Source organism: Haladaptatus sp. QDMS2 (assembly GCF_029338295.1).
In the GTDB taxonomy this organism is placed as follows: domain Archaea; phylum Halobacteriota; class Halobacteria; order Halobacteriales; family Halococcaceae; genus QDMS2.
The window spans coordinates 141,199-165,477 of record NZ_CP119793.1 but is presented as its reverse complement, the minus strand read 5'-3'; the positions used below and the strand labels follow the sequence as shown (position 1 = coordinate 165,477).

Here is a 24,279-nt window from a genome sequence, read left to right as displayed (position 1 = left end):
TGCGTCCTCTCCCAATCCTGTGCGTATGCGTGTTCCTCGTCCTCACGGGCTGCACCCTTGGGCCATTCGGGCCGACCGGGCAAGAGGGGCCCGTCACGGTCGTCGTCAACAACTCGGCGAACGTGACGCACACCTTCGAGGTCTGGGTCGTTGAGTTCCCAGCGAATGTAACGGAGCGACGTGATGACGGGCTTACTGCAACGGGGCCCATTAGCCCGGGACTAGGCGCACATGATCCAGGCGATAATCACACCTTCAGGATGGTTGAATTGCCCGACTCGGCCCGGCTGCACGGGCGGTACACCCTCGCCCCCGGCGAGGAGAACCGAAGTTCCGTCAAGGAACTCCCCGCGGACTTCGCCGTGGTTGTCGTCATCTCCCGGGACGAGGCCGAAATCATCTCGTATGTGACTGCTCACTGTGACGGTGATTTGGTCTTCCTGGACGTCACCCTGTTCGAGTACGGGCCGGGATCGGCGTACAACTGTGAGGGCGGACTCTTCTAAGCTCCCGGCGTATCTCTCGTGGGTTATGCTACTGGCCGACGGCGCCCGGCTCGTTCGAGTCTGGGACGCGAGCGTCTATCCGGCTCACACGCTGAATGTGGGCGGGATCTTGAGAGACGAAAACGAGTTTGACGAGGGCGACGAGTGGGTCACCCAAGGCCCCTTCTCGCAGCACGATGCGTTCAATCTGTTTGGGGCTGAGGCGAGTTTCACTCTGTACACGCCGTTCGATAGGCTGGGATCGTGGGGCTATAAGACCGCATTTAGATCGGGGTCTGGGCCCCATCCGGTAATGGATTATGAGCTTGATGGAACCCAGACTACCGCGGATGCTGTCAGGAATCAATTATCGAACCCGTTGTTTCCTGGCTCACTAGCCCCAATCTGAACTAGGATTAAGAGAATAGAGAACGTAGTAAAAATCACCACAATATAACAATGAATATGTCCGTTCTGCGTTTTCTTCCAGTACTTTGCCTCGTTACTCTCTTCATCATAGCGGGTTGTACCACACCGTTCAGTGGTTCTACTGAACAAGAGCAGCCGGTCAAACTCGTCGTCAACAATTCAGCGAACGTGAACAACACATTCGAAGTCTACGTTGTTGAACTCCCAGCTTCTATGAAGGTCCAATATCGAGACGGGACGATTGTTGATTCTGAAATCGATCAAGGGCTATCTAACCACGATACAGGCCCGCGTACGGTGACAAAAATTGACTTTACGGAGTCGGCTCAATTTCGAGGCCAGTATACACTTGAACCAGGCCAGGAAAACCAGAGTTCTATCAAGAACTTCCCTCAAAACGGTGCCCTCGTAGTCGTCGTGTCCACTAACAAGAGCGAAATCTTCGCGTGGGCGAGTGCCAATTGCGACGATCAAACCTTAGTCGGTCTCAAAGTATCGAGCTACCCCAGTCCTCCGGGTGGCGTGGTCGCGTCGTATTCATGTCGATAGATACAGAGTGAGAGTGTTTTTATTCATGCAATAGGATCTTAAAAAATTGAAGACAGTAGAAACCATTTCTTTCCAGTGATTTGTCTCGTAGTACTCCTGTTATTTACAGTATGTTGACGGAAATTGGGTAACTGAAAACGAACTCAACGAGGGCGATGAGTAGGTCACCCAGGACTTCCTCTCGCAGCACGATGCGTTCAATCTGTTTGGGGCTGAGGCGAGTTTCACTCCATAGACGCCACTCGCTATCGAGTGTCGGCTGGAGGGTCCGAGATTACGTCTTCAGCTCGTCGATTCGACCCTGCCGCCGGACGATCGCAGCGTGCTTCGGCGACGCGACTGTCCACGGCGAGGCGTAACTCTGCCTGGGCATCCCACCCTCAACCCAGTCGCCGTCTTCGAGGGGAACCCCCTCGTCGTGGGGCGTCGTCGTCAGCGTGACCGTCATGTACTCCTCATCACCGAACGGATGGCTGTCGTTGTTGAGGATCAGCCACGGACGCGGGTTCTCACCCGACTTAAACGGATCGGGTCCCCAGACGACATCCCCGCGCTGGTAGCTCATTCAGTCGCCTCGTCCTCGTCGTCGACGGCGTGCTCCAACCACTCGTCCATGTCCTCCTCGCCGAAGCGGTCGTTGGCCGCTCGCGTACTCTCGAGCATGCTGGTGTACGCGGCGACGTCGTCGGCCTCACCGAGCGCCCAGTAGTTGCCCTTGTGCCGGACGAGCCCTCGATCTTCGAGTCGGGAGAGGACGACGCTGATGCTCCCGGCTTTGACGTCGGTTGCATCGCGGATCTCGCTCTGCGTGAACGCCTGATCAGGATGGGTAGCGAGGAATCGCATCACGCGATCAGCGTTCGTCTCCCCGGAGTGCTGGAGGTGGTCCTCGGGGGAGGATTCGAACGTCTCGATGTCGATGGGCATATGTATTGCTTTGTCGCTGTATGTATTAGATGTATCGACGTATTTCTGAGCCAGTTCGTTCTCGCTGACTGACTGGGAGTGGTGGGCCGAGCGGGCTATTCATCGACGACGTGCGTCTCGAGGCCCCGCGTCCAGTACGTCGCGGGCCCACCGGGGTTACAGCGAGTACACAGCTGCACCGGCCCTTCGAGATGCCCGAGTTCAACACGGAATCGCGTCAGTGCAGTGAGCGTGTCGACCACGAGCCCGCACCCATCGCAGGCGTGGTAATCACGCTCGTCGGGATCGGGATGCTCTTGGACGGCGCAGTCGACGCAGATCTGGTGAGTGATTCGGTCGTCTTTCCCCCACGTATGCGCTACTCCCGTCGTGGATCCGGGCACTGCTTCACAGAAAGCACAGCCGGACAGCGTCTGCTGTATCATTCGTCTGCCTCGTGACCGTCGCGGGCCGCCGACCAGCCACAATGGAAGACAGCTAGCTGTCGTATTGAGTCGAAGGCTTCGGTACTTGGTTCGTGAACGAGGACTCGCTGTTCGGCGACCGCCGTCACGACGCCATCGTCGACGAGGTCACTGACGAGCTTTTGCGCCGTCGTCTCGTCGATATCCGCTGTCACCACCCGGGCTGCATCCCGGTCTTGTGCGAGAAGTTCGGTTTCGAGCCGCTCGTGATCGGCTGCAGTGTCGTCGAGTATGTCTGGACCAGTCATAGGAACTCACGCGAGGCACGATCGTAAGTGCGCCTCGCGCCTCCTGGCGCCGATAAACATCACTAACGATATCGAAATCCAGAAGGACTCGCTGCGACCCTCCGACTCGGTCGTTGCACCTCATCAGACCTGCACGGCGGTTTGCTCCACCGTCGTGGTGATGATATATACTGTCGGGCTCTGAAGAGGGAGACATCGATGGAGATCCAGTTCCAGCACGCGAACCCGTACGCCGGGCGCGAGTCGGTTGTCCTCCGGATTGATGGGTTACTTCCCGACCAAACAGTCTGTGTGCTGGTCGATGCTGGACAGAACGTCGCAATCGATGAGCTCCTCGACGAAGCGGCCAACGAATATCTCACGGCAGTCTGTCTCACACACGCTCATCTCGATCATTATCACTCGCTCGGCGACACCCTCACACATGGTGCGCCAGTGTACGCCGCCACCGATACGGCCACCATCCTCGAGGACGTCTTCGCGGCCGGTGCGGACCACTACGACCTCTCGAATACGGATCGCGTCCTCGAGCAGCTGGAACCGATTGATGAGTGGACGCAGATCGTTCCTGACCTCCGCGTCCATCCCGTTCCAGCTGGCCACACGCCGGGGGCTGCGGGCTTTCTCTTCGAGGTCACTGCCGACGACGAGCGCCGAATGATTCTCGTCACCGGCGATTTCACGACCCGTCGTACTGCTGGCTATCCGGGTTTCGATCTCGACCTCCCCGTGGATGTCGACGTTCTCGTCCTGACGGCCGCCACGAGCGAGGACTTCGAAGCGACACTCACTGATGCTGTCGGAACGATCTGTGAACGCGTCTGGGCCGGCTCGACTGTTCTCACGACAGCCAGTGGCCTGACCGGGCTGCAGGTGGCGTATCTCCTCGGGCATCTCGCCGAGCAGTGGGACGAACGGCTTTCGATCAGGCTTGTTGGCCACGTGGCAAAGCTCTACGACCGGCTTGACTACAGCGTCCCGAACGTCTCGACGACCCCCGAGTTTGCTGACCCGTCGGCAGTGTTGGAAGCGGATGGGGTGACGATCGCAGGGCCAGAGGTACCGATCGACGGGAGCGCCAAGCGGCTCTTCGAGACGATCGCGGACGACCCAGGTGCGACGCTCGTTCAGCTCATCAATGGCGGAAGCTCCCCGGTGACGAGTGCGGCGTGTACGACCCATCATTTTTCGCTCAGCAATCACCCCATCCCGAAAACGATCGACGACGTCGTCGAGGCACTCTCTCCGGTCCACGTGGTGATTACACATCAACAGGGCGCCGCTGCGAACCAGTACAAGGACAAGTACGCCAGTTATGTCTGGGTCACCGATAACACGGACTGCTACACGCTTCTGGATGAGTCGGGCTGGACACCGCCACCGTGGGTGACGGAGTCGACGAAGCGTCGGGTGCAGTCCGGGACGACCACGATGGGCGGAGTGCTTGGCGATGCGATTGCGGACGCGGAGATACCGCTCCCGACGGTAACGCGACTCGACGATGTTGATCTCGGCACGGAAGGCCTCGATTTGACCGCGCTTCGTGACCGGCTTTCAGTAGAACACACCGAGCACGCGTCGAGTGAAACGCCTGCTCCGCAGCAAGCGACTGACAGTCCGGTGCCTTCCACAGGTCGTGTGATGACCGACGGGATGGCTGGTGAGCTACCAACAACTGACGGTGACCCGGATATCGATTCCGTCCTGTCAGGGATTGATGCCCGTCTCGACCGAATCGAATCGGCAGTCACGGGCCACGACATCGACGCCCGCGTCGTTGATGCTGGTGATGGGGCGATTCTGCTCCGCCTTGAGGGTCCACCGGGCCATCTCGAACACGGCCAGCGGCTCCGCGTCCGTCTCCTCAACGGCCTAGACTCAGAGAGGGATGACAATCAGTCGGCTTAAGATACGTAGCTGTCTCTGCGTGACGCATCAGCGGGGAGTCACAGTCTAGTGACGGCGACCAGAAATTCCTAATCTGTCGTCCTCGTATATGGACCAATGTGGGAGTCGCGGACGCCAATCAACTCCGGCGAGGAAGCTGCACTCGATCACATCGAGCAGTACCTCGACACAGCGGAAAACGACGAGGTCCTCACCCGGGAGGACGCCGTCAATCATCTCATGGAGCAGGGCGTCGAACGTGCCGACGCGAGAGCGCACATCGAGCAGCTGTTGTTGAAGGGCTATCTCTACGAAGTCGATGACGAACTGCGGCTGCCATCGAGGATCTGACGGAGCGAGGCCTACTTCGCTTTTCTGTATGCCGCTTCTCATAGGGATTCGCGGATGACCCAGAGATTCGGTTGGCACACTTCTTGTAGCTGATAGAACGGGGGTGCAAGATACAGGGTGCATAGTTACCAGAGGAATCGAGAGAGTGGTTGGATCGGGTGCCTTCCCAGAAGTAGTTCAGCAGGGGGGTTCGTCACGTCCGGACCACGTGGAATGCTTGAACGTTGGCCGGGGTCAGAATTTTGGCCTCTATTCTCGTTTAAGCAAATGCTTAAGTATAGTGGACGCGATAGTTTAGAAGATGCTTAAGCATCCTGACGTTGACCTGGACGCGGTCTTTGCTGCACTCTCTCACCCCACCCGACGCTCGCTCATCGAGCAGCTCTCGGAGGGTGAGAAAAGTGTGAGTGAGCTGGCCGAACCCCACGACGTCAGCCTGCCCGCGATCAGCCAGCACCTGCGCGTGCTGGAAGACGCTGGGCTGCTTGAGCAGACCCGCGACGGCCGAGTGCGCCGGTGCGCACTCCAGGGCAAGCCCCTGTCCGAAGCCTTCTCCTGGATCGTCCAATACCGGATCTTCTGGGAGGACACGCTGGAGGCCATCGCGCAAGAAGTCGAAGAAGACGATCAGCCATGAGCGACCAACCTAACGAACCGGAGACTGGAAGCATCGAAGTGAGCCGCGTGATCAAGGCACCGGCCGAGCGCATCTACAAGGCGTTCCTGGACGCCGACGCGCTGGCGAAGTTCTCGCCGCCGGCAGGCTACACCGCAAGATACGACCACGCCGACGGTGAGGTCGGTGGCACGTACCGCGGGACGTTCACCTCGCTCGACAAGAGTGACGAGCACAGCTTCAGCGGCGAATACGTCGAGCTGGTGCCCAACGAGCGTATCGTCCAGACAGACCAATTCGAGACGGATACCCCCGAGATGCAGAGCGAAATGACCGTGACCATCACCCTCGAAGAAGTTGCGGATGGAACCAAGGTGACCGTACGCCAGGAGGGCATCCCCAAGCCGATCCCTGCAGAGGACGCAGCCACCGGGTGGGGCATGAGTCTGGAGAACCTGGCCCGTCTGGTCGAGTACCCGGAAGCCGAGTAGGTCAGTCGCCGCCCAGGCCGAAGGTCCCACACCGCAGTGCTTGGTGCTGACCGGAATCCGTGAGGGAAGACAGTCCCGGTGTCAGCGCCAGCCGTCACCACCGCCACTCACGTGGTGGTCACCACCACTCAGAGCGGCGCAGAGAGCAACCACGCACAACCAACTTATCAGGATAGTGGCTGGACATTCAACCGAAAGACAGCGGCTGTATTTCGCTCAGGTCCAACTGCCATTTCCTCTGTACTTCTTTGGCTCACGCTCTCCCCCACCACCGACAGTCCAGTTCCAGATATCGTCGCATCAGTTTAGATACGACTGCTGATAGGTCTGTGATTTCAGTCATCGCTACCCGGTTGATTCGTCCTCCTTGCACACACCATCCATTCTCCCCCCTGCACCCCACCTTTTCTTTGGACGATTTGCGAGGTACAGGCAGGGTGATAATAAACGTAGACACTTGGAGACATGCTTAGGGGTCCTCTCGTCCCCTCAAATCGTGTTTGCAAACGAGTTCGAACCCACGAGATGGTATATGCACAGTATCCAACGCTCTCACCGAGGAATTACGGAGTTGCGGTCAGACGCCCGAATCATGTTTCCAATCGTATATGAAAACCATCACTCGTTCTATATGAAAACGAAGGGTGGAGAACGGCTCACGCTGCTATTCTTACTGGATAGAACGCCTACATCGTGTTTGCAAAACGGACCTCATGGGGAGCGGACTAGCCATGAGTAGAGTGAGTTTGAGTTTTGATAGATAGGGTGGTTCCACACCGGCTACTGCGGCGCGTGTTTCGGCTGGTCGTCGATCTGCTCGTACATCTCTTCTGGGAACGGAAGGCTCCCATAGATCGAGTAGGGGCACTGGTCACGTCCGATGCAGTACCGCTGCATATCATCATTCGCACAATTCATCGGGAGGGGGATTTCACCGCCGATATCGTTGTCGAGTTCGTACCGGATCTGGTACTCCGTCACCTCGTCGTCATACCAGGACCACCGCGAGAACAGGGCTTTCACGTCGCTGATGAATTCCTCCGTACTCGCGTCCCGGTACTGGGGGAGCCACCACGCCATCCGCACCAAATTGAACAGATCCTTCCGAACAGGCTTCTTCTCGTGGAGACGGTCGTCCATCGCCGCCAGACAGGGCAGTTCGAACAAGTCCTCGAGGCCGTCGACGTGTATGGGGCGCGCCCCATCGCTGTACTCGGTGAGCGTATAGCGATTCTCCCACTTGTGCTCGACAGAGACGCTCGCGTGATTCTGCATCGCGGTCAGGGTGTTCCCCAGACTCCGTGGCGTCGAAAAGGAGTTACAGGCATGCCGTTCCCACGTCCGGTCAGGCTCGTACCCCTCCAGCGCCTCGTGCAGATCTCGTGCTGTCTGCGGCTCATCGAGCTGTGCAGTGTCGGCGTCCGCGGCTTTGACGGCGTTGATGATCGTCCGGATATCGCGCTTCTGCCGACTCCAGTTCTCCCACACACGGTGGGTCTGCCCGGCCTGGAAGAACCGGTCGATGCGGTCGGTGATCGCTGATTCGTTCGCGGTGAGCCAGCTCCGCTGGTCTGCAGTCAGCGCCGTTTCTTGCACCGCGAGCAGACGTCCGAACGCGTCTTCTGCGTACTCGCGGTATTTCTCCATGAAATCCGAGACGGGGACGTACAGGTGGTTGTCCGCGATGTGGGCCTGAATCTCTCCCTGCTGGTTCTCATCGCCCTCTGCACGAGCCAGACATTTTCGTGAGGCGGCGACGAGTGGGATTTCGAGATAGTACCCCTCGCCAAACTCAGGACGGGTCGTGATGTCCGTACAGACACGTCCTGGATGGACGCCGTCCTCGCCGGGTGCTTTCGCGTAGAGGGTTTCGGCGATCTCCTGATGGAGCGACCAGTCATCGTACTCGCGAACGAGCGACCCGATATTGTTGACGTAGAGTTCGCGAAGATCACCGAGGAGCGCGAGATGACGGGACGGCGTATCCGCGAGTTTCGGATGGTCCATGATGCAGACTGCCCCGAGCGTCGTGAGGATGGCTAGCGCTCCCGGATCGTCCACATAGGGGCGCTCGGCTGCCTGCTCTCGCGTGCTCGGCGCGAACGCTTCGGTGGTGAACCGCTCGATATCTGCAAGCATCTTCTCCGTTTGCTGCTCGCCATCGACCATCCAGCGCTGATACCCACGCTCGAACAGCTGCGTGAGCTGGAACTCGCCTTCGTCCCGTGGAAGGGCGGCCACTCGGTACGCCGTATACTCGTCGTCTACTGGAGTGTCTCGACTCATGAGTCAAGGAAGTTGGGCGTCGCCTCGGTTCGGAAGTCGAATCCTGGACCGTCGATGGGCTGGACGACACGCGAGACATCGGCGTGTAGCGAGTAGGGTAGCCGCATTACCCGGCGTCGATCGGCCGTGACGACTGGGTCGATGGGAATCTCATATTCGTCGAGCAGCAGGTCGTTGATGACCTCGCGGCTTTGTTCGTCGTAGTGGTGTTCGCGATCCGTATCGAGCAGGTAGACGTGACAGCCCTGGCCCGAGTAGACGACCATCGTCTCGTCGGCCGCGAAGTCATCCTCGAAGATCTCTTGGACTGCAAAGCCGTAGTCGAGGGCCTGCTCGATATCGTCGAACGAGTAGGGATATCCCTCAGGGGGGCTGTCGAGTATCCCGGCGGCTCGAAGCTGCTCAGTCTCGACATCGTCGGTTGATTCACCAGTGGTGGTTTCACGGGAAGCGCGCTCTGCGGCGATGTCTTTCGCGTCGATATCGACTGCGAGCACCCACGGCCGATCCCAGTGATCGAGCGCATAGTAGACCGCGTCGGGGCGTGGCTCCGGTCGATCCAAGAGGTCCGGATCGGCGAGGGCGTAGGCACTGCCCTGAGCGGGGTCGTACCGTGCGGGGTGCTGAATGAACTCGACGAAGTTCTCAGTCGCCTCGAACTGCTGCACTGTCCGGTCGCCTGACCGACTCGTTTGCCACGTATTGCGGCGAATGAACGACCGATCCGGAGCGTCCTGCTTCCGGATCGGGTATCCCTCACGAAACGCAATAGCGAATTCTCTGGGCCCATCGACGGTAACGAATGAGGGGAGTTCGTCAACGTACTCGGGAAACGCCTCCGTGTAGTAGGTGTGGAGTTCCTCTCGTGTCGCCTCTCGCCATGAGAGGGCCATCGTTACTCAGGCACCTCCGTTTCGAGACTTCGGAACGTGTGGAGTGCCTTCATCCCCGGATCGTCGTACTCGCCGATTGCTGCGCGAAGCGAGCTAATCGTCCGTCGCTGGGTCGAACTCAGCGAGAAATCGACTTTCCCGGCGTCGGTGAGTGTCTCGATCGCGTCCAGAATGAATGCCTTATCTTCACCGGCCCAGACAGCAGCCGCGTCGACGCTCGCAAGCTTCTCGTAGTCCGCGAGCAGCGCCTCGGAATTATTGCTCGGCGTTTCCACTTCCCCAACCCAGGCAAGATCGTCAGAAGCATCGAAGCCAGCGACGTCGAAGACTGTGTCGTCCCCATGCTGATAGTAGATCTCCGTTCGAGCGACGTCCTCCTGTTGGGCGAGCCAGGCTTCGAGGAAGACGACGCCAGCTTTGTGTGGGGTTTTCTCACCGAGATCGCCGACGCCCGGATTGGCCTCAAGCGAGCGATCCAGAAACTCACGGCCAGCCGGTAACACAGTGTAGTACTTCTGGCGGAACGAGCGGTGTTCTTCGAGGAACGCTTTCTGTGTAAGCGTCTCGATGTCGAGATTTGAGAAGGGCTCTTCGAGCGCAGTCATACTCTCCGTGAGCGAATACTCCTCGAGTTGGTGGTTCATCGCATCCAGCACGAGACCGAGAAATGCCGCCTCATCGCGTGTGACACCTTCCTCGCGGAGAGTCTCATCCGGAATGGTCGTCGTTGCCGCTTGAAACCGAGTCGGGGGTGAGTTGTCGGTGGTCGGGTCCTGCTCTGGTTCTGGTGATGCTTCTGTACCGCTGTTGGGGGCGGTGGCGGTCTCGCCAGCGGACGCATCCAACGACGCGAAGTCCTGGATCGTCATCTCGATACCGTACGTGTCGGCATGTTCGGTGATGTTCCCCAGTCGCGTGAACAGTTCGCTGGAGCTCTCGGCCGTGGACCGCGCTCGGCGGGCTGCGACGAAGACGTCGTCTTTCGACGCGAACTGACAGCACGCACTGGCCTTCCGCTCCTCGGACGGGGTATACTCGGCTCCACAGAGGCCACAGATGTAGCGATCGGCATCCGCATCATGGCGGATGTGCTCGGGCAGTGACGTCCCACCCGATGCTTCTGTCGTCTCCGACGTCTCCGCTGTATCGTCGGCCCGTTCTTCTTGAGCCGTCGTGCCTGCCGGCTCGGGAGTCGAAGACTGTGGAGTTCTCTCAGCATCCTGTGACTCGTCGGCAGCTGCGCCGAACATGGGCGCGCTACCGATGGAGCGCTCCTCAGTCGATGACATTTGGGCCTCGTTCGTCGCGGTCGTTTGCTCGCGGTCCACAGACGCGCTTGTGTCGTCGCTCGCGCTACGTGCACCGAAGAATGAGGTTTCCGATGGGGTGCCGCCGGCAGCTGCTTCAGCGGCGGCTGTGCTTTCGCTCGCCGACGCAGACTCTCCGTCGACGTCATCGCCCACCTCGTCGAGCGTCTCCCGAACCTCCTCGCGAGCGAATCGACTCGTCCGTCCCGGTAAACTGCACTCGTCCTGCGTTCGTCGCATCACCCGGGGAATCTGTTGCTCCTCGAAGAGATGCCGGTCGTCGCCCGAAAGCGGTGCCTCGCTCTCTGGGTGCCCCTCGGGAATTGGCAGCGATGCGAGCGAGAACGGCGCCGGACCAGTCTCTCCGAACCGAGGGCTCGGTAATTGAGCGATCCATTCGCCGTCCGGCAACCGACTGATGCGATTACGGAACTCGGACGTGCTGAGATTCTCGTGCGCCATCGACTCGGCGAGCTTCGCATCCGTCGCAATATTCCCGATGAGCTTCGTCTTGACGTTGTTCAGAATCTCCGTATACGCCCGATCGGACGTACTGTACTGCGCTACTTGCTCGGGGTACTGTAGTATCAACCCGAGACTCACGCCGAACGCGCGCCCCTGAGGAATGAACTGTTCGTAGACCAGCGAGGACGTCGCGACTGGGGCAGCCTCCTCGATGATCATATTCACAATCGTATCATCGGCATCCTCGTCGTCGTTGCCATCCCCGGTCAGCGACCGGCCCCTTCCGCGGCGACCCTGCACAGCGTCCCAGAGATTGCTCAACAGAATCATCGTCAGGGCGTGCTGGGATTCAGCCCGGAACTCACCAAGGTCGAACAGGATGACGGCGTCGTCGTCGACGAACTCACGGAAGTCGAAGGCGTTCCCGACGTACTCCTCGGCCTCGTCGTCCCACTCAGGGACGTGGGTGAACATCTGGTAGAGGTGTTCGTGTTCGACGAGCTTGTCGAGTCGATTCGCTGCCGCACCCATCGTCTGCTGGAACTGACGCTCATCGACCTGGCACTTCTGGACCAGCGACTGCTCGATGTGCGCGTTCGCATCACAGAGTTCGGGGAGCGTCTTCTCTCGGCTCATTCGGAAGACGGCCTGTATCAGGTCTTCGAGGCTGAACGCGTCGTGGCCGTACTCCCGGTCGAACAGCCCCTTGATCAGGAACGTGAGGATTTCGTTGGCGACGTACGCCTGATTATGGCGCTCCTCACCGAGGATGAGTCGCATGATCTCGTGGAAATGCTCGACTTTATCCTGGACAGCGTCCGCACGAGAACGCCCCATTGCAAGCGCCGGGCGAATATCGAAAAACGAGACCGCCGGCAGGGTGTCTGGCGCGTTGAAATAGTAGACGTCGTCCAGGTTTCCGTTCGTGGCGTAGTGGGCGTGGAGATAGTTCTCGGCCATCCCGTCACCCTTCCCCTCGAGGAGCACAGTCGGCCCGTCGACATGCTCGTGAAGCGAGAGCATCTCGGCCTGCGTGGCCGTTGACTTCCCGCTCCCCGTCGACGCCGCCCGAATGTAACTCGTCGTCAAGAGATCTGGTGGGATGCGGATCGGCTCGTCCAGCGATTCGTTCCGGTTCCGGAGCGGCTTCCCAACCGCCATGCCTGGGCCCGAGAACGCTTCGAGAAGATCCGGGTCGGGTAACGGCAGTGGCTGGCGGAGTCGTTCCTTGCCACGAGCACCGCGTGACCCTTCAGTTGTGAGTGTCTGCGCGCTCGGCACCGCCACAAAGTTCGCAAGTTCGTCCGCGTTCAACACGAGTTGCGGGCGACGTTTCCCCATCCACGACTGGTTGAACGACCGATTCAGCAGTCGGCTCAGTTCCTTCCGAGCTGGGTCGCGAATGTTCGTCAGGCTCTTCGAGACGCGACTGCCGTCGAGGTGATAGAAGTAGCCGTCGAGGTGGTTGAACGCGTTCGCCAGCGTCTCGATATTGTTCGCAGCTTGGGCTCTGACTGCGTCCTCGGGAGTATCTGGAAGGACGGTGACGGTGCGGAGGTTCACGAGAAACGTCTGTGAGGGCCCCTTCTGGTCGATGAGTGCCTGTCGGGAGGCAACCGCTCCACTCGCGGCACTCGACGTCTGCCGGGTGCTCTCGCCGACGTGCGGTGGGTCACGACCTCGTCGACGATCGCGAATGCGCTCCTGGTCGGCACCGTAGACCATATCGGCGAGGCTGGTTCGTGCGGACTGGAGTGCGCCATCGTGTTTGGTCTCGATCTGCTTTTTTCGACCTTCGGCAGCTCGCTGCCAGTTCCCGTAGCGGGTGAACAACACTTGCAACGCGGTGGGTGCGGTGGCCTCCGTAAGCCGTTCGACGGCCGTCGCGAGTGGTGCTCGTGCCGGATTTCCCGACTGGGTTCCCGCTTCTTGGACTTGTGAGTACTGCTTGAGCGGCGTCATCCAGTCGCGACTCCGTTCACCGATACCGCTCCAGCGGGCTGCGAGTGGCGTCCGCTCGGAAAGTGAGGTGTCGCCTCCATCATCGACAGCCTCCGTGTTCTCTCCACCGTCACCGAGGTGGTCATCGTTGCAGAGTTCAGTTCGGAGGTCGATTGCTTCCTCGTAGATATCGTAACTCGCTGGATAGGCGGTCTGTAATTCGGATTCGAGCGTCGGCAGCAATCCCTCGTCATCAACGCCCAGATAGAATCGAACCGGCGCATCCGTCCCCTGGGTGAGGGCAAGGAATTCGAACGTGGGGGGACTCTTCCGTGGATCGAATTTGATCTTCCAGCCCGTTCGAAGCTTGCGCAGGCCAGCCAGCCGGGAGACGATATCCGCAGGGTCGACACGTTCCCGCGATGGCTCGATTCGAATGTAGTGACGCGAATTAGTCATCGGCCTCTTGCGGTGCTGTCGAGACACCGGCCTCATCGAGCAACGAGTCCGGAATCGCGTAGTCGTCAACACGACCCTCTTGGGCGAGATACTCGACGTCGCCGGCGTCGATGTATCGCTGGTCGACGAGATACTCCCACGGGTCGAGGTCGTCATCGAGGACCTGGACTTCGTAGTCGTTGACGTGGAGGGCGAGCGACTTCGTCCAGTCGTTCACCGCGAGCAGGCATTCGGAGTAGCCACCGTCCTCGCCGGTCTGGGCGGTCGCGATGAAGTTCTGCTCAGAGGGCGTGAGACCGTGGAAGTCAACCATTGCGTCGCTGACCGATTCGTGATGGAAGATCTGCTTGATGTCACAGAGATTGTAGACGTTCCGCGCCTTCTCGACGGCCTCTTCGGATTTCTTGTCGGACTTCGCGATGAACTCGTCGACGGTCTGTGAGATGAGCGTGATCGCCGTGTTGAAGTGGCGGCTGTGCCGGATGAACAGGTCGATCATGTCCGTCGTCGCCGCTCGCCGCAGGAGGTAGTGGGCCTCGTCGATGGTGACCTGCGTCCGGCGGTCACTGCTCTGGGCGCGCTGGTAGATCCAGTCGAACATGACGTGCATGAACAGCGGTGCCTGTCCCGTGTCGGCGAACATCGACATGTCGATGACGACCAGCCGGTTGTCGAGTTCGACGTTCGTCTGCCCGTTCAGATTGTCGTTCTCCCCACCGTGTTGGAACGCTTCCAGGCCGAGGAGAAGCTGATAGGCGTACTTCTCGTCGGCCTCTTTGAACCGCAGCTCTAGCTGTTCGATCTCCGGGCGAACGCGCTCCTCGTCTGCATCCGCGTGCAGCTCGAGAAACGCCGATGGTCGGTCGCCGTCGGTGAGTGCGTGCAGGATGTCGAGAACATCCTGCATCGTCGGGCTCGTGTTTTCGTGCGTCGCTGGGTCGGGAGTGATACCGTGTTTGAGATAGGCGAGACGAACTGCCCGACGAAGGATGCCTTCCTGCTCCTTGCTCAGTGACTGGTCGGCAACCGCCGAGAAGTGCGTGCGGAACAGCTCCATCACCGAGCGGAACTTCTTCTTGAACGGGTCGTCCGCGACGTCGTCGATGCCGCGCCGTATTTCGAGTGGATTGACCGTATTCTGCCCACCGAAGCGGATGACCTGGCCGCCGAGGTCGTTCGCGAAGTCGACGAAATCCCCGAGCGGATCAAGGACGAGCATCTCGATCTCGGGGTCCATCATCATGCGATGGTACATTTCGTGCTTCTCGGCGAACGTCTTACCCGACCCCATCTTCCCGGCGATCGCCTTCGAGTACGACGAGAGCCGGTAGCGATCGAGCAGCACGGGCGTGTTCGTCCCGTCGAACCCATAGAAGACGCCTTCAGGGTCGGCTACAGCCGGCTCGATGAAGGGGAACATCGTCGCCACAGCGGTTTCCTGCATCAGTTGGGTCGCTTTGATTGGGTCGTCGCCGAGCGGGGCGAGGGCGTCCTGTGATTCGATCTGGCGCTTGTCGAGCGTGACTGCCTTGGCATTCGCTGTGCCGAGCGTTTCGACGACGCGTTCGGTGGCGTCGTCGAGCTCCTGCTCGGTGTCAGCGATGATCTCGATATAGATCGCGAAGTCGAAGAGCTTCGTCTCACCAAGGATGATGTCCCAGATGAGGTCTTTGACCATGTCACGGTCCGCCTCTGCCTCGTGGGTGTCGGTCTGGTTCTTCTCGTGTTTCTTGTGGAGGCGGGCTCGCAACTGGGTGAGACGCTTCTGGAGTTTCCGGAGCACTGATCCGGTATCGCGTGGCTCGATATGCTGGGTGACGCGGACCTGGTCGTTCGTCGTGTAAAGGTCCGTAAGCCACCCGAGGGGAACGCGCTCGGGGTAGCCGTGGATGGTGAGCGTACGGACGAACTGGTCATTGCGAACCATGTAGCCCGACTCGAAGAGATTCGAGACCTCCTGGAGCTGGCGAGGTGCGATGACATCCCGGTCGGCAAGCGTCTGCTCGGTCTCGTCCTGCACGATGCCGATTCGGAGTTCACCCTCGTCAACGTCCTCGACCTCAAGCAGGTACTGGGCTTGTTCGCGGATGTTCTCCTTCGTGAGGTCGTCCCCGTTCGCTTCGAGGATTTCCGCTGCCCGGTCGAACGTCTCGTCGTCGATATCATCGATGCTTTGCTCGCGATTCCCCACGGGTAGCCACGAGAGAAGGCGATTGAATCGCCCCGCCATCAGTGCTCACCCTCCGTTTTCGTCGCATGCGAGAACTTCTCGAACGTTGGGTCGACGTGGTTGTAGTAGTGATAGAGGATCTCCATCGTTTCCTGACGGTTGGTGACTCGTTCGATGGACACATCTGTCCGACCGAGCTTGTTCGTAATCCGTCGCTGGCGCTGCCGAACCTCGCGGATACAGAGTTCGGTCCGGGCTTCCTCATGGGAGTCACCCAGTGGTGTTCGATCGACAATCCCCGAGAAGACCGTCCCGATGACTGGAAGCGTCCCGAGCTGGCTCAACACACTCCCCGTCTCAAGATCCTTGTGTACCTGATCGGCGTCGACGCGCGTGACGATGTAGAAATCGCGCTGTTTGAGGTCCTCGTCTTCGATGTTCGTGTTCGCCCACTGGATGTAGAACTTGCGCCCGTACTGGAGAATGGGCGTCTGACCACGCGAGGCCATGCTCGCGCCGGCGGTGTAGAAGCGTTCGAGGTGGCCAGTCAGGTCGAAGGTCTTCGGATAACAGGGGACAGCGACGCTGGACTCGAGCGACATGAGGAACGACATATACGCGCTCATCGTGTCGCGTTTCGCCTGGTCGCTGAGCGAGAGCCAGTTCTGCGGATGAACTTTCAGCAGCCCGATGTAGCTGTTCTCGTCGACGGCGATGCCGTCGTCGCGAACGTAGTCAAAGCCGAGTTTCTCTTGCGTGGTCGTGGACTCGCCGAGCCGGTTTTCGAGGTCGAAGTGGTCGCGAGCCCGAGCCCGTTCGCGAGCGGTCGGGAGATCCGTATCGATATCGTCGAGGAACGTATCGAGTGCCTGGAGGACTTCGAGGTCTGACTCCGGTGCTGTCGGCGATGCGTCGTTCTGAAGCGCAGCGGTCGGCTGGGCATCATTCTGTAGCTCGGGGTCCGAAGTGGACCCCGACTCGCTCGCTGACGCACTCGTTGAGTGTCCGGGCGACGTATCGGATGAAGCGTTCCCGTTCGTTGTCTCGTCTACTGCGTGTTCCTCATCGCTTTCGGCGGTGGTTCCGTCGGTGGTCTCGTCGGAGGAGGCAGAGCCCATGCACAGTCACCTCGATTCGGTCTCCTGCTCTGCTTCGATCGTCTCGATGTCGAGGCCGTCCTGCCGGACGCCGACGACGTCCTGGACCAGGGGTGTTTCCTCTTCGGGGCGAGTACGGCGATTGTAGTAGGTATTCGACGAGAGATAATAGTCAGCTGCAGCACGGGCGTAGCTGATTGGTCGCTGGCCAGCGGGCGCAACGAGGAGGATGAGGATGCCGAGGGTGAGACCGATGCCACCAGCGATCATGAACAGTGTGCCGGTGAACCCGAGGCTCTGAGCGATGCCGAGGGCGAGAAAGGGGATGATGAGGACCTCGCCTGCTTCGCGGGCGGTGAGGCCGAAGACCAACTTGGTGTTGATGATTCGACCTGCGATGGGGAAGGTCTCCATGTGGTAATTCATTACAAAGTCAGACAGTTAATATTTACCCTACTACGTTACTTTTCCAAATAGTATTAGATTTTCGATATATTCGTTGTGCTACCATTGCCGAGTTTGGTGACCTGGCTACGTGGTTGGTCTCGGAGCGATTCCGCCAATCGCGACCCGCTTTACTCTTCCCAGACTTCTCCAAGGCGGTCTTCAACCCATGGGAGGACGACCGTTTGAAGCACTGTCGTGAGGTCTGGGGGGAACTCTCGATCTTCAGCTCCGGTTGTACTCGCAGTCGGGAATGGATGGAAATGATCACGGCTGTTGTGTGATTGGTCGTGACGGTCCCACCGACACCGACGTTGGTCCCCACGATACCGTTCGAGATATGAGACGTGGAATTCTCCGTTCGTATAGACGCGGAGCTCCAACCAGACAGCCGTCATCGCCGTTGGATAGTAGTCACGACTGAGATGCACAATGAGGCTTTCCTGCTTGTTCGCTGGGAAGAGCGATGTTCCACTCACTTCCGATTGCTGTGCGAGAATCCGTGCCAGATAGCGAAGCGTTGCCGCGTCGATGGTTCGCTGACTGTCTCCCGGCTCGCCCACAGTCAGGCGGCCTCCGATGGGAAGTCACCCGTTCGCTGCTGACGGACGTCTTCCAGTCGGCGAATGCGGCGCCGCACGGTTTCCCACTCGCTGAGGTCTAACCATACGTCTTCGAGCTGATCGTAGTCGGCGTGGTCGAACGCGTCGACATCGTCAGGTCGGGCGACGCCGTACTGGTCGCGGAACTCTCGTTCACGAGCGGTTAGCTCTGTGAGGCGAGTTTGGAGTTGACCCGTCGAGAGTTGTTTGAGCCGGTTGCGTTTTCGCCACTCGAAGTACGATTCGTTCCGCTGGTAGGTTGCGGGTGAGTCGCCGACCTGGTCGAGGACGCCGATATCGACGAGCCGGGTGAGATGCCGACGTGCAGTATCGGGTGAGCACTCTGCCCGTTCAGCAACTCCCGCAACGCGTGTCGGTTCGTAGAGCTGGAGGGCGACCCGGTAGACACGCTCGTCGGTCGGTGCTGCAGCCAACTCAGCCCCGAACTCGGCGGCAAGGTTGAACTCCGCCACTGGGTTAGTGTCTGGTTCGGGCATGGAGGACGATTTAGGCCCAAGACTAATATATTTACCTCGTGCAGAGATATTTCGTCAGTTGGCCGAAGGTTTTCATAGATTTTGCTCGAAGACTCAGAAATTGATAGGAATCTAGTTTCTCTGAATTCAGAAAAGGTAGTCAGCAGTGACCGGTAGCAATATCCACTCTATATACATATGTATACACGTGAGCACGGACTACAAGAATGTCCGCCTGACGAAGGACGCCTATCACGCACTGGAACGGCGCAAACGCGAGGGCGAGACCGTCTCCGAGGCAGTCGCGCGGCTGGCACGCGACAGACCGATCAGCGACCTTGCCGGACTGTTCACCGACGAAGAGGTCGAAGAAATCCGGACGGCCCAAAGCCGAGCCTACGACGACTATTCCCCTCGCCACCGTGAGGAGCGCGAGTGACTGATTCTGTATACGTTATTTTTGAAAGATGTTGGACGGGAGGATGCGGCCGCCCTCGAGAAAGCCATCGAACTACAAGACCAGCAAATTCCAGAACGCCTCTCCGTGATGACGCTCTATGAACTGTACTGGGGCATCGGCTACGTCGATCGAACGCAGGCCGAACGCGACAACGTCGACGCGATTCTCGGCACAAAGGAGGTGTACCCGGTGACGCCCGCTATCGCGCGGAAAGCGGGACGAATTGCAGGCGAACTCACTCGCCGAGACGAGCCATTGAACGACCCGAGCGACGAACTTATTGGTGCGACAGGGTTCGTCCACGAGGAGCCGGTGCTGACGAAGAACGTCGGCCACTTCGACCAGATTCCGAACCTCGAAGTCGAAACCTACTGACACACCTATAGGAGTCTTACTCGACTCCAATCTACTGCTATACAGCGGTCACCGCTCGCAGTGAAATATTCCCTCACGAGATCTCACCGGAGCGGAACAGGCTCACGTATTACGTCAGGAAATGTAGAAGAGATCGTGAATTCGAGAGGCTCTTAGAGTTTCAAGACGACCCTGAACCAGAGGTGGAACTGTTTGCCTCACAGAGTATTGGTAGCTATCTCTCCGAGGGTCATCGAGAGTTCAAGGCAGATTACTTCCTCGAATTTGAATGAAGAGTTTTCGGGCTGTCATAGAGCGATTAACGATTGGTTCACACAGTCCATAAGTTAATGATTCTTACCAGTGAATTACTACTCGTTCTACACCACTCTATCACACCAGCCACGAGGCTCTGCGTCTCGGGCCTCATTTTGTGACCGATTTGCGCTCTCTGTTCAGCACGCTTACTGATAGCGATCACTAGTTAAGGAGTAAAACAGAGCCACTCCACATCATCGAATCGATGTGTTGGGGAACGATTCGTGAAGATCATCGAGCGTGATTGCCTCTGCATCACGCTCCGCGGCGTGCATGGCAGCGTCGTCGACGATTCCCACGATATCAGCACTACTGAGCTCCTCTGAGCGGTGAGCTAACTCGTGATAGTCGCGTTCGTCGAGCGCGGTCGGCAGTTCACGCAGTCGAACGCGGAAAATTGCCTCACGAGCATCGTTGTCAGGGAGGCCGATTTCGTACTGCTGGTCGAATCGCCCTCGGCGGGTGGCAGCCTCATCGAGGAGGTCGGCACGGTTTGTCGCTGCAATGACGAGGAAATTCGGATCGTCGTCATCCAGGTGCGCGAGGAACTCGTTGACGACCTGGGCATGTTCACGGTGGAGGTCGTTTCCACGACCGGCGAGCAGCGCATCGATCTCATCGATGAAGATGACGCACCGGTCAAACTGCTGGGCTTCGTCGAACAGTCGGTTGACCTGCTCGGTTGATTCATTGATCCACCGAGATTTGATATCGCCTGCAGAGAGCTCGAGGTACGGATGGCCGAGTTCACCAGCGACTGCTCGGGCGAACAGGGTCTTCCCGGTTCCAGGTGGGCCGTACAGGAGGATTCCATTCGGTGGGGAGACTTTGAATCGCTCGTAGGCTTCGTCGATTCGGGTCAGAGGTCGGAGGACTGATCGCTCGATCTTCGTTTTCAGCGACTCCATCCCACCAATATCTGCAAACCGCGTCTCTGGTGCAGCCTCCCATTGATAGCTTCGATTTCTCGGCTGATCTTCGTTCTTCGGTGCCTTCCTGTCCCGGCCATCCGTGTTATTCGTGGATGCAGATGGATTCGCAGACCACGTACCTGACTGGCTGCGCTGCTTCTCCTTTGTTTTCGAGGTATCACTTTCTGGGCTAGGGTCCGTGAGTCCGGCAAGATTAGCATACGCCATCATTGGTACGGTAACTAGCCAACTCAGGCCAACAAGCAGAGGATCGTCAAATAGGGCAGCAATCCGTAATGGCTGAATTACTCCTTCAACCAATGGCCAGGACCCCTCTAAAAGCGGAAGGAGCCAGACCGCAGTTAACACCGCTGACCCCACGATTATTCCTAAAAACCATCCCCTTTCCACATCTTCGTCGTCCTGCCCAACTACGAATTCTATAGTTGTAGTCGCGACTATTGCAATAACACTCGGTACGAACCAAATAGCAGGCACACTAAGGATTGCTGCAATCCACCCGATTGAGTTAGGCATCTTGGCCGCTACCCAAATCACGCCTAACGGAACCAGAAGGTAACACGCGGAAAGTACAATAGTTGAAAATAGAGATGTGATAATTGATTTGAATATCTCATCGAAATTCCGCTGACTACTGGTTCTCCCCCCGTTTGTGGACGTAGTGTGTTCTTGTCCGTCCATTGTTATTCTTAATTTATGGAATCCCGTTGTATATGTATTCGGTCAACCCTACTTTGACTGGCCCTTGTTAGAAGAGCTGTCAGACCAGTCATTCAGCTCACGTTGCTTCGGTCCGGTATCATCTGATGTATCGACAACCGGGTTGTCTCGGTAGCGTTCAAGGCCTGCTTCAGCCCAATCAACCGGGGATTGATGGAGATTTCGCGTTGCATAGTCCGCACCTGCATGTGCATCTGAGATTACTCGTTTCCCACCTTGCTTTCCGGAGTTTCCGATTCGCTTTCCCTTCTCAACCTTCTCTTCGGAAACAACGCTCGTAGCAACGTTCCCAATCGTACTTTTTGTTCGTCCTGCAGCAGAGCCTGCCTTCCTCACAGCGGTGCTTCCCACTCCTTTAGTTCGTTTGTCGATTCCTCGCAACCCCTTTGACGTTCCATGCCTCGCCTGTTCCATCAGGGCGGTACGAGTCGATTTTCCACCAGACTGGTTCGTCGACGAACTCTGGGAACTCGATTTGCTTTTCGCCCCTTGACGACCGGAGATTCGACGCGGCGACAGCCCGGCCATCGCCGCAGATTTGATCCCGACGAGTGCGGGCGCAACGAGGCCAATCAACCAGAAGAGGTACGCCTCAAGGACTTCCCCGAACCCAGGGTCACCAGCTTGTTGACTCTGTGCCGCTGCTGCACCCTGTCCGGCCATGTCCGCGTACGCACCAGCAGCCGCAGCGCCGGTCTGCAAGAGACCGGCCATCACGATCCCGGCGAGGAGCATGAACGCCGTCGCCCGGAGAGCGGTTTTCGCGATCTCGGACGTGTAGCGGAGCGGCCCGAAGTCCAGGAAGAGCATCGCCCCGAGGACAGGCAGGAGAATGAACGTCGCATTGAACAGGAACTCCCGTAGGACGAAGACCCCGAGCGCTAGCACGATGCCCGCCACGGACACCATACTCAGGATCAGTCCGCCAATGATTACGCCAGCACTCGACGCCGCAGCCCCGTCAAGACTGGCTTGCAGCACCTCCGGTCCGAACGCAGTACCGTAGTCTGCGGTGAAGATGTGGCGAATAATTGCGTTCGTCAGCAGGAGGCCGAAGTGCATTATCTGGCGGGCGACGGCGACGAAGATGATCACTTTTAGCGCCTTCCAGACGAGCATGAAGTTCGTTGCCTCGTGCTGGTCGGCGAACGGTTTCGTCGCGACCCCCGCCATGAACATGATCACGAGTAGTTGCGGGAAGATATCGAGATTGTGCTGGAAGGCCGCCTGCATCGTCGGGTCGGAGTAGGGGCTGTCGAAGATGATGAACGTCCGCATCCCGTTGGCGATGAGCTCGCCGATGAAGCCGAGGATTCCGGTCAGGATGTAGGTGAAGAAGTTCGCAATCCAGTCGGTGAAGCCAGCGGCGAGCGGCACCAGCATGGCATCTGTCGGCAGCGTCGCGATGCCGTGCTGGAGGGACGCCAGGGTATCGGGACCGATGCTGTCATGGACGACGTCGAGTGGGATGTGGACTCTCGATCCGTTGACATCCTCCAAGCGCCTAAAGGCGCGGGAAACCTCACGTTCGGGGTCTGGCATTAGCGCCACCCCCGACGTGAGCGACTTTCTCCTATCCGTGGATACTCCGGTTCGTGCGCACTTCTTTGGGACGGGGAGAGCGTGGTGACTCCAGCCACTCGTGGCTGTCCCACTCGAATCGCACGGGCCGTGCCATCGGCCTTGGTGCGTCTGTGTGCCGTCTCAGGAACGACTCGCTTGCAACGAGGTCGGCGTGACCCTCGAACCCGCACCGACACGTAAGCGTGTCTTGGTGGCGAATCGTGTCTGTCGTGGAACCGCAATTCGGACACGTCTGACTCGTCCACGCTTCCGACCGTGCTTCGACCGTGATGCCGTATTCTTCGGCGGTACACACGAGTCGGTCGATGAACGCCCGGAACGCCCAGAAGTTGTGCGTTTTCTCGTTCGCCCGAACCGACCAGTGCGTTTCCAGCACGTCGGTTAAGTCCCCGACGTACACCGTCGAAACCCCGTCCTCGTACAGGCGTTCGAGAAGGTCGCGTACCAGCGCGTTCTGTGCGTGGTCGCGCCGTCGCGTCCGACCACGGTACAACTGTCGAATCCGGCTCGAGGAGTAGCGCCCATCGCGGAGCTCGGACTGTAGCCGGGCAATCTCCCGCGTCGTCTCGCGGAACTGGTCGAACAGGCCGCGTCCATGGTACAGATACTGTTGGCCGGTTGTGGTTGTACAGGCGACGAGGTTGTTCGCACCAATATCCAGAGCGGCTTCTTCCGAAGCCAGTGGTGAATCCAGTCGAGAATCGTCCACGGTGACTGGTTGAAAGGCCCTGAATTGGTCCGAGGACTCGTCGTAGAACAGTTCCAGCCGACCCTGTTTGCCATCCCACTTCGGAACGCCCGCCACTTCGAGGCGAAGACGCTCTGCGTACCCGAGGTCGTACTTCTCTTTGAGCTCGCTTCCGACGGGGATTTCGAGGCGTGAGCGGTCGCCGGTTTCCAGCGTGTACTGGTCGTTTCGGATGCACGTTTGCAAGGTGCGACCGTCGTCTTCGTTGCCCCAGTAGCCGGGCGGGGAACACTGCTCGCCCTTCTCTTTGAGCGAGAAGAACGATTTCCACGCGCTCTTGCTCTTTCGGATGAGTTGCTGGGCAGTGGCGCTCCCCAGAACACCGACGTACTGTTTGCGGTAGTCGGCGGTGTCCCAGACGCTTTCGCCGTCGAAGTAGTTCTGGCGGCGCTCGTAGGTGAGTTCGTTCCAGAGGCTGGCTGAGGCGTCCAACAGGTCGTGTAGCAACGCCGCATCCTGTTTGGAGCGGGGTCGAACGACGAATGTGTTGGTACGCCTCATCCCGATAGATATTTGGACCAAATCGACTAAAAGTCTTTTGGACCATGCGCCCTAACGTCGATATACCGTGGTCGT

At 58.8% G+C, this 24,279-nt stretch carries 22 protein-coding genes; 8 read left to right on the top strand and 14 right to left on the bottom strand.

Going from position 1 to position 24,279, the window contains the following annotated elements:
• Nucleotides 1–260 precede the first annotated feature (260 nt).
• Nucleotides 261–506, top strand: a complete 246-nt coding sequence (locus tag P1M51_RS19435; protein WP_276275388.1) for a hypothetical protein — start codon at nucleotides 261–263, stop codon at nucleotides 504–506.
• Nucleotides 507–531: 25 nt separating this feature from the next.
• Complete coding sequence (locus P1M51_RS19430) at nucleotides 532–894, top strand: hypothetical protein (protein WP_276275387.1); 363 nt, start codon at nucleotides 532–534, stop codon at nucleotides 892–894.
• 843 nt (nucleotides 895–1,737) lie between these two features.
• On the opposite strand, the gene P1M51_RS19425 is transcribed toward P1M51_RS19430, so the two are convergent.
• The 4 genes from P1M51_RS19425 to P1M51_RS19410 form a co-directional block, all read right to left on the bottom strand.
• Nucleotides 1,738–2,028, bottom strand: a complete 291-nt coding sequence (locus P1M51_RS19425; RefSeq protein ID WP_276275386.1) for a type II toxin-antitoxin system PemK/MazF family toxin — start codon at nucleotides 2,026–2,028, stop codon at nucleotides 1,738–1,740.
• Nucleotides 2,025–2,390 (bottom strand): helix-turn-helix domain-containing protein, encoded by a 366-nt coding sequence (locus P1M51_RS19420; protein WP_276275385.1) that lies wholly within the window; start codon nucleotides 2,388–2,390, stop codon nucleotides 2,025–2,027. Before P1M51_RS19420 ends, P1M51_RS19425 begins: the two co-directional genes overlap by 4 nt.
• A gap of 95 nt (nucleotides 2,391–2,485) precedes the next feature.
• Entirely contained in the window at nucleotides 2,486–2,812 is a 327-nt protein-coding gene (locus tag P1M51_RS19415) for a hypothetical protein (protein WP_276275391.1), read from the bottom strand.
• Nucleotides 2,812–3,102: a hypothetical protein gene (locus P1M51_RS19410; protein WP_276275384.1), complete on the bottom strand. Its 291-nt coding sequence runs from the start codon at nucleotides 3,100–3,102 to the stop codon at nucleotides 2,812–2,814. The genes P1M51_RS19415 and P1M51_RS19410 overlap by 1 nt, the downstream gene beginning before the upstream one ends.
• 198 nt (nucleotides 3,103–3,300) lie before the next feature.
• On the opposite strand from P1M51_RS19410, the gene P1M51_RS19405 reads away from it, so the two are divergent.
• The 4 genes from P1M51_RS19405 to P1M51_RS19390 all read left to right on the top strand — a co-directional run bounded on the left by P1M51_RS19405 (nucleotide 3,301) and on the right by P1M51_RS19390 (nucleotide 6,447).
• Nucleotides 3,301–5,010, top strand: a complete 1,710-nt coding sequence (locus P1M51_RS19405) for an MBL fold metallo-hydrolase (protein ID WP_276275383.1) — start codon at nucleotides 3,301–3,303, stop codon at nucleotides 5,008–5,010.
• 96 nt (nucleotides 5,011–5,106) lie between these two features.
• The gene (locus tag P1M51_RS19400) at nucleotides 5,107–5,340 is read left to right on the top strand and encodes a hypothetical protein (RefSeq protein ID WP_276275382.1); all 234 of its coding nucleotides are present in this window, start codon (nucleotides 5,107–5,109) and stop codon (nucleotides 5,338–5,340) included.
• Between the two features lie 301 nt (nucleotides 5,341–5,641).
• Complete coding sequence (locus P1M51_RS19395) at nucleotides 5,642–5,977, top strand: helix-turn-helix transcriptional regulator (RefSeq protein WP_276249204.1); 336 nt, start codon at nucleotides 5,642–5,644, stop codon at nucleotides 5,975–5,977.
• Nucleotides 5,974–6,447, top strand: coding sequence for an SRPBCC domain-containing protein (locus P1M51_RS19390; protein WP_276275381.1), 474 nt, complete (start codon nucleotides 5,974–5,976; stop codon nucleotides 6,445–6,447). Before P1M51_RS19395 ends, P1M51_RS19390 begins: the two co-directional genes overlap by 4 nt.
• 780 nt (nucleotides 6,448–7,227) lie before the next feature.
• Here the strand turns inward: P1M51_RS19390 and P1M51_RS19385 are convergent.
• From P1M51_RS19385 to P1M51_RS19355, 7 genes are all read right to left on the bottom strand, one after another.
• Nucleotides 7,228–8,733 (bottom strand): primase-associated protein, encoded by a 1,506-nt coding sequence (locus P1M51_RS19385; protein WP_276275380.1) that lies wholly within the window; start codon nucleotides 8,731–8,733, stop codon nucleotides 7,228–7,230.
• Complete coding sequence (locus P1M51_RS19380; protein ID WP_276249207.1) at nucleotides 8,730–9,626, bottom strand: DNA primase; 897 nt, start codon at nucleotides 9,624–9,626, stop codon at nucleotides 8,730–8,732. The genes P1M51_RS19385 and P1M51_RS19380 overlap by 4 nt, the downstream gene beginning before the upstream one ends.
• A gap of 2 nt (nucleotides 9,627–9,628) precedes the next feature.
• The gene (locus P1M51_RS19375) at nucleotides 9,629–13,798 is read right to left on the bottom strand and encodes a hypothetical protein (protein ID WP_276275379.1); all 4,170 of its coding nucleotides are present in this window, start codon (nucleotides 13,796–13,798) and stop codon (nucleotides 9,629–9,631) included.
• Nucleotides 13,791–16,028, bottom strand: coding sequence for a VirB4 family type IV secretion system protein (locus tag P1M51_RS19370; RefSeq protein WP_276275378.1), 2,238 nt, complete (start codon nucleotides 16,026–16,028; stop codon nucleotides 13,791–13,793). The genes P1M51_RS19375 and P1M51_RS19370 overlap by 8 nt, the downstream gene beginning before the upstream one ends.
• The gene (locus P1M51_RS19365; RefSeq protein WP_276275377.1) at nucleotides 16,028–17,086 is read right to left on the bottom strand and encodes a hypothetical protein; all 1,059 of its coding nucleotides are present in this window, start codon (nucleotides 17,084–17,086) and stop codon (nucleotides 16,028–16,030) included. The genes P1M51_RS19370 and P1M51_RS19365 overlap by 1 nt, the downstream gene beginning before the upstream one ends.
• Before the next feature lie 6 nt (nucleotides 17,087–17,092).
• Nucleotides 17,093–17,491, bottom strand: a complete 399-nt coding sequence (locus P1M51_RS19360; protein ID WP_276249211.1) for a hypothetical protein — start codon at nucleotides 17,489–17,491, stop codon at nucleotides 17,093–17,095.
• Nucleotides 17,492–18,074: 583 nt separating this feature from the next.
• Nucleotides 18,075–18,608, bottom strand: coding sequence for an ArsR family transcriptional regulator (locus P1M51_RS19355; RefSeq protein WP_276249013.1), 534 nt, complete (start codon nucleotides 18,606–18,608; stop codon nucleotides 18,075–18,077).
• 187 nt (nucleotides 18,609–18,795) lie between these two features.
• On the opposite strand from P1M51_RS19355, the gene P1M51_RS19350 reads away from it, so the two are divergent.
• Both P1M51_RS19350 and P1M51_RS19345 read left to right on the top strand, forming a co-directional pair.
• Nucleotides 18,796–19,026: an antitoxin VapB family protein gene (locus P1M51_RS19350; protein ID WP_276249014.1), complete on the top strand. Its 231-nt coding sequence runs from the start codon at nucleotides 18,796–18,798 to the stop codon at nucleotides 19,024–19,026.
• 21 nt (nucleotides 19,027–19,047) lie between these two features.
• Complete coding sequence (locus P1M51_RS19345; protein WP_276275376.1) at nucleotides 19,048–19,422, top strand: type II toxin-antitoxin system VapC family toxin; 375 nt, start codon at nucleotides 19,048–19,050, stop codon at nucleotides 19,420–19,422.
• 491 nt (nucleotides 19,423–19,913) lie between these two features.
• Here P1M51_RS19345 and P1M51_RS19340 read toward each other — a convergent pair whose 3' ends face one another.
• The 3 genes from P1M51_RS19340 to P1M51_RS19330 form a co-directional block, all read right to left on the bottom strand.
• Nucleotides 19,914–20,627, bottom strand: coding sequence for a 26S protease regulatory subunit (locus P1M51_RS19340; protein ID WP_276275375.1), 714 nt, complete (start codon nucleotides 20,625–20,627; stop codon nucleotides 19,914–19,916).
• A gap of 753 nt (nucleotides 20,628–21,380) precedes the next feature.
• On the bottom strand, nucleotides 21,381–22,913 hold the full coding sequence (locus P1M51_RS19335) for a hypothetical protein (protein WP_276275374.1): 1,533 nt from the start codon (nucleotides 22,911–22,913) through the stop codon (nucleotides 21,381–21,383).
• Between the two features lie 31 nt (nucleotides 22,914–22,944).
• Nucleotides 22,945–24,204 carry a transposase gene (locus P1M51_RS19330; protein WP_276249018.1) on the bottom strand — a complete coding sequence of 420 codons (1,260 nt, stop codon included), beginning with the start codon at nucleotides 24,202–24,204 and terminating at the stop codon, nucleotides 22,945–22,947.
• Between the last annotated feature and the right edge of the window lie 75 nt (nucleotides 24,205–24,279).

What these genes read in the sequence shown, in the direction of transcription:
- P1M51_RS19435 (WP_276275388.1), top strand. Translation starts at nt 261, where the DNA reads ATGGTTGAATTGCCCGACTCGGCCCGGCTGCACGGGCGGTACACCCTC.
- P1M51_RS19430 (WP_276275387.1), top strand. Translation starts at nt 532, where the DNA reads ATGCTACTGGCCGACGGCGCCCGGCTCGTTCGAGTCTGGGACGCGAGC.
- P1M51_RS19425 (WP_276275386.1), bottom strand. Translation starts at nt 2,028, where the DNA reads ATGAGCTACCAGCGCGGGGATGTCGTCTGGGGACCCGATCCGTTTAAG.
- P1M51_RS19420 (WP_276275385.1), bottom strand. Translation starts at nt 2,390, where the DNA reads ATGCCCATCGACATCGAGACGTTCGAATCCTCCCCCGAGGACCACCTC.
- P1M51_RS19410 (WP_276275384.1), bottom strand. Translation starts at nt 3,102, where the DNA reads ATGACTGGTCCAGACATACTCGACGACACTGCAGCCGATCACGAGCGG.
- P1M51_RS19405 (WP_276275383.1), top strand. Translation starts at nt 3,301, where the DNA reads ATGGAGATCCAGTTCCAGCACGCGAACCCGTACGCCGGGCGCGAGTCG.
- P1M51_RS19400 (WP_276275382.1), top strand. Translation starts at nt 5,107, where the DNA reads ATGTGGGAGTCGCGGACGCCAATCAACTCCGGCGAGGAAGCTGCACTC.
- P1M51_RS19395 (WP_276249204.1), top strand. Translation starts at nt 5,642, where the DNA reads ATGCTTAAGCATCCTGACGTTGACCTGGACGCGGTCTTTGCTGCACTC.
- P1M51_RS19390 (WP_276275381.1), top strand. Translation starts at nt 5,974, where the DNA reads ATGAGCGACCAACCTAACGAACCGGAGACTGGAAGCATCGAAGTGAGC.
- P1M51_RS19385 (WP_276275380.1), bottom strand. Translation starts at nt 8,733, where the DNA reads ATGAGTCGAGACACTCCAGTAGACGACGAGTATACGGCGTACCGAGTG.
- P1M51_RS19380 (WP_276249207.1), bottom strand. Translation starts at nt 9,626, where the DNA reads ATGGCCCTCTCATGGCGAGAGGCGACACGAGAGGAACTCCACACCTAC.
- P1M51_RS19375 (WP_276275379.1), bottom strand. Translation starts at nt 13,798, where the DNA reads ATGACTAATTCGCGTCACTACATTCGAATCGAGCCATCGCGGGAACGT.
- P1M51_RS19370 (WP_276275378.1), bottom strand. Translation starts at nt 16,028, where the DNA reads ATGGCGGGGCGATTCAATCGCCTTCTCTCGTGGCTACCCGTGGGGAAT.
- P1M51_RS19365 (WP_276275377.1), bottom strand. Translation starts at nt 17,086, where the DNA reads ATGGGCTCTGCCTCCTCCGACGAGACCACCGACGGAACCACCGCCGAA.
- P1M51_RS19360 (WP_276249211.1), bottom strand. Translation starts at nt 17,491, where the DNA reads ATGAATTACCACATGGAGACCTTCCCCATCGCAGGTCGAATCATCAAC.
- P1M51_RS19355 (WP_276249013.1), bottom strand. Translation starts at nt 18,608, where the DNA reads ATGCCCGAACCAGACACTAACCCAGTGGCGGAGTTCAACCTTGCCGCC.
- P1M51_RS19340 (WP_276275375.1), bottom strand. Translation starts at nt 20,627, where the DNA reads ATGGAGTCGCTGAAAACGAAGATCGAGCGATCAGTCCTCCGACCTCTG.
- P1M51_RS19335 (WP_276275374.1), bottom strand. Translation starts at nt 22,913, where the DNA reads ATGCCAGACCCCGAACGTGAGGTTTCCCGCGCCTTTAGGCGCTTGGAG.
- P1M51_RS19330 (WP_276249018.1), bottom strand. Translation starts at nt 24,204, where the DNA reads ATGAGGCGTACCAACACATTCGTCGTTCGACCCCGCTCCAAACAGGAT.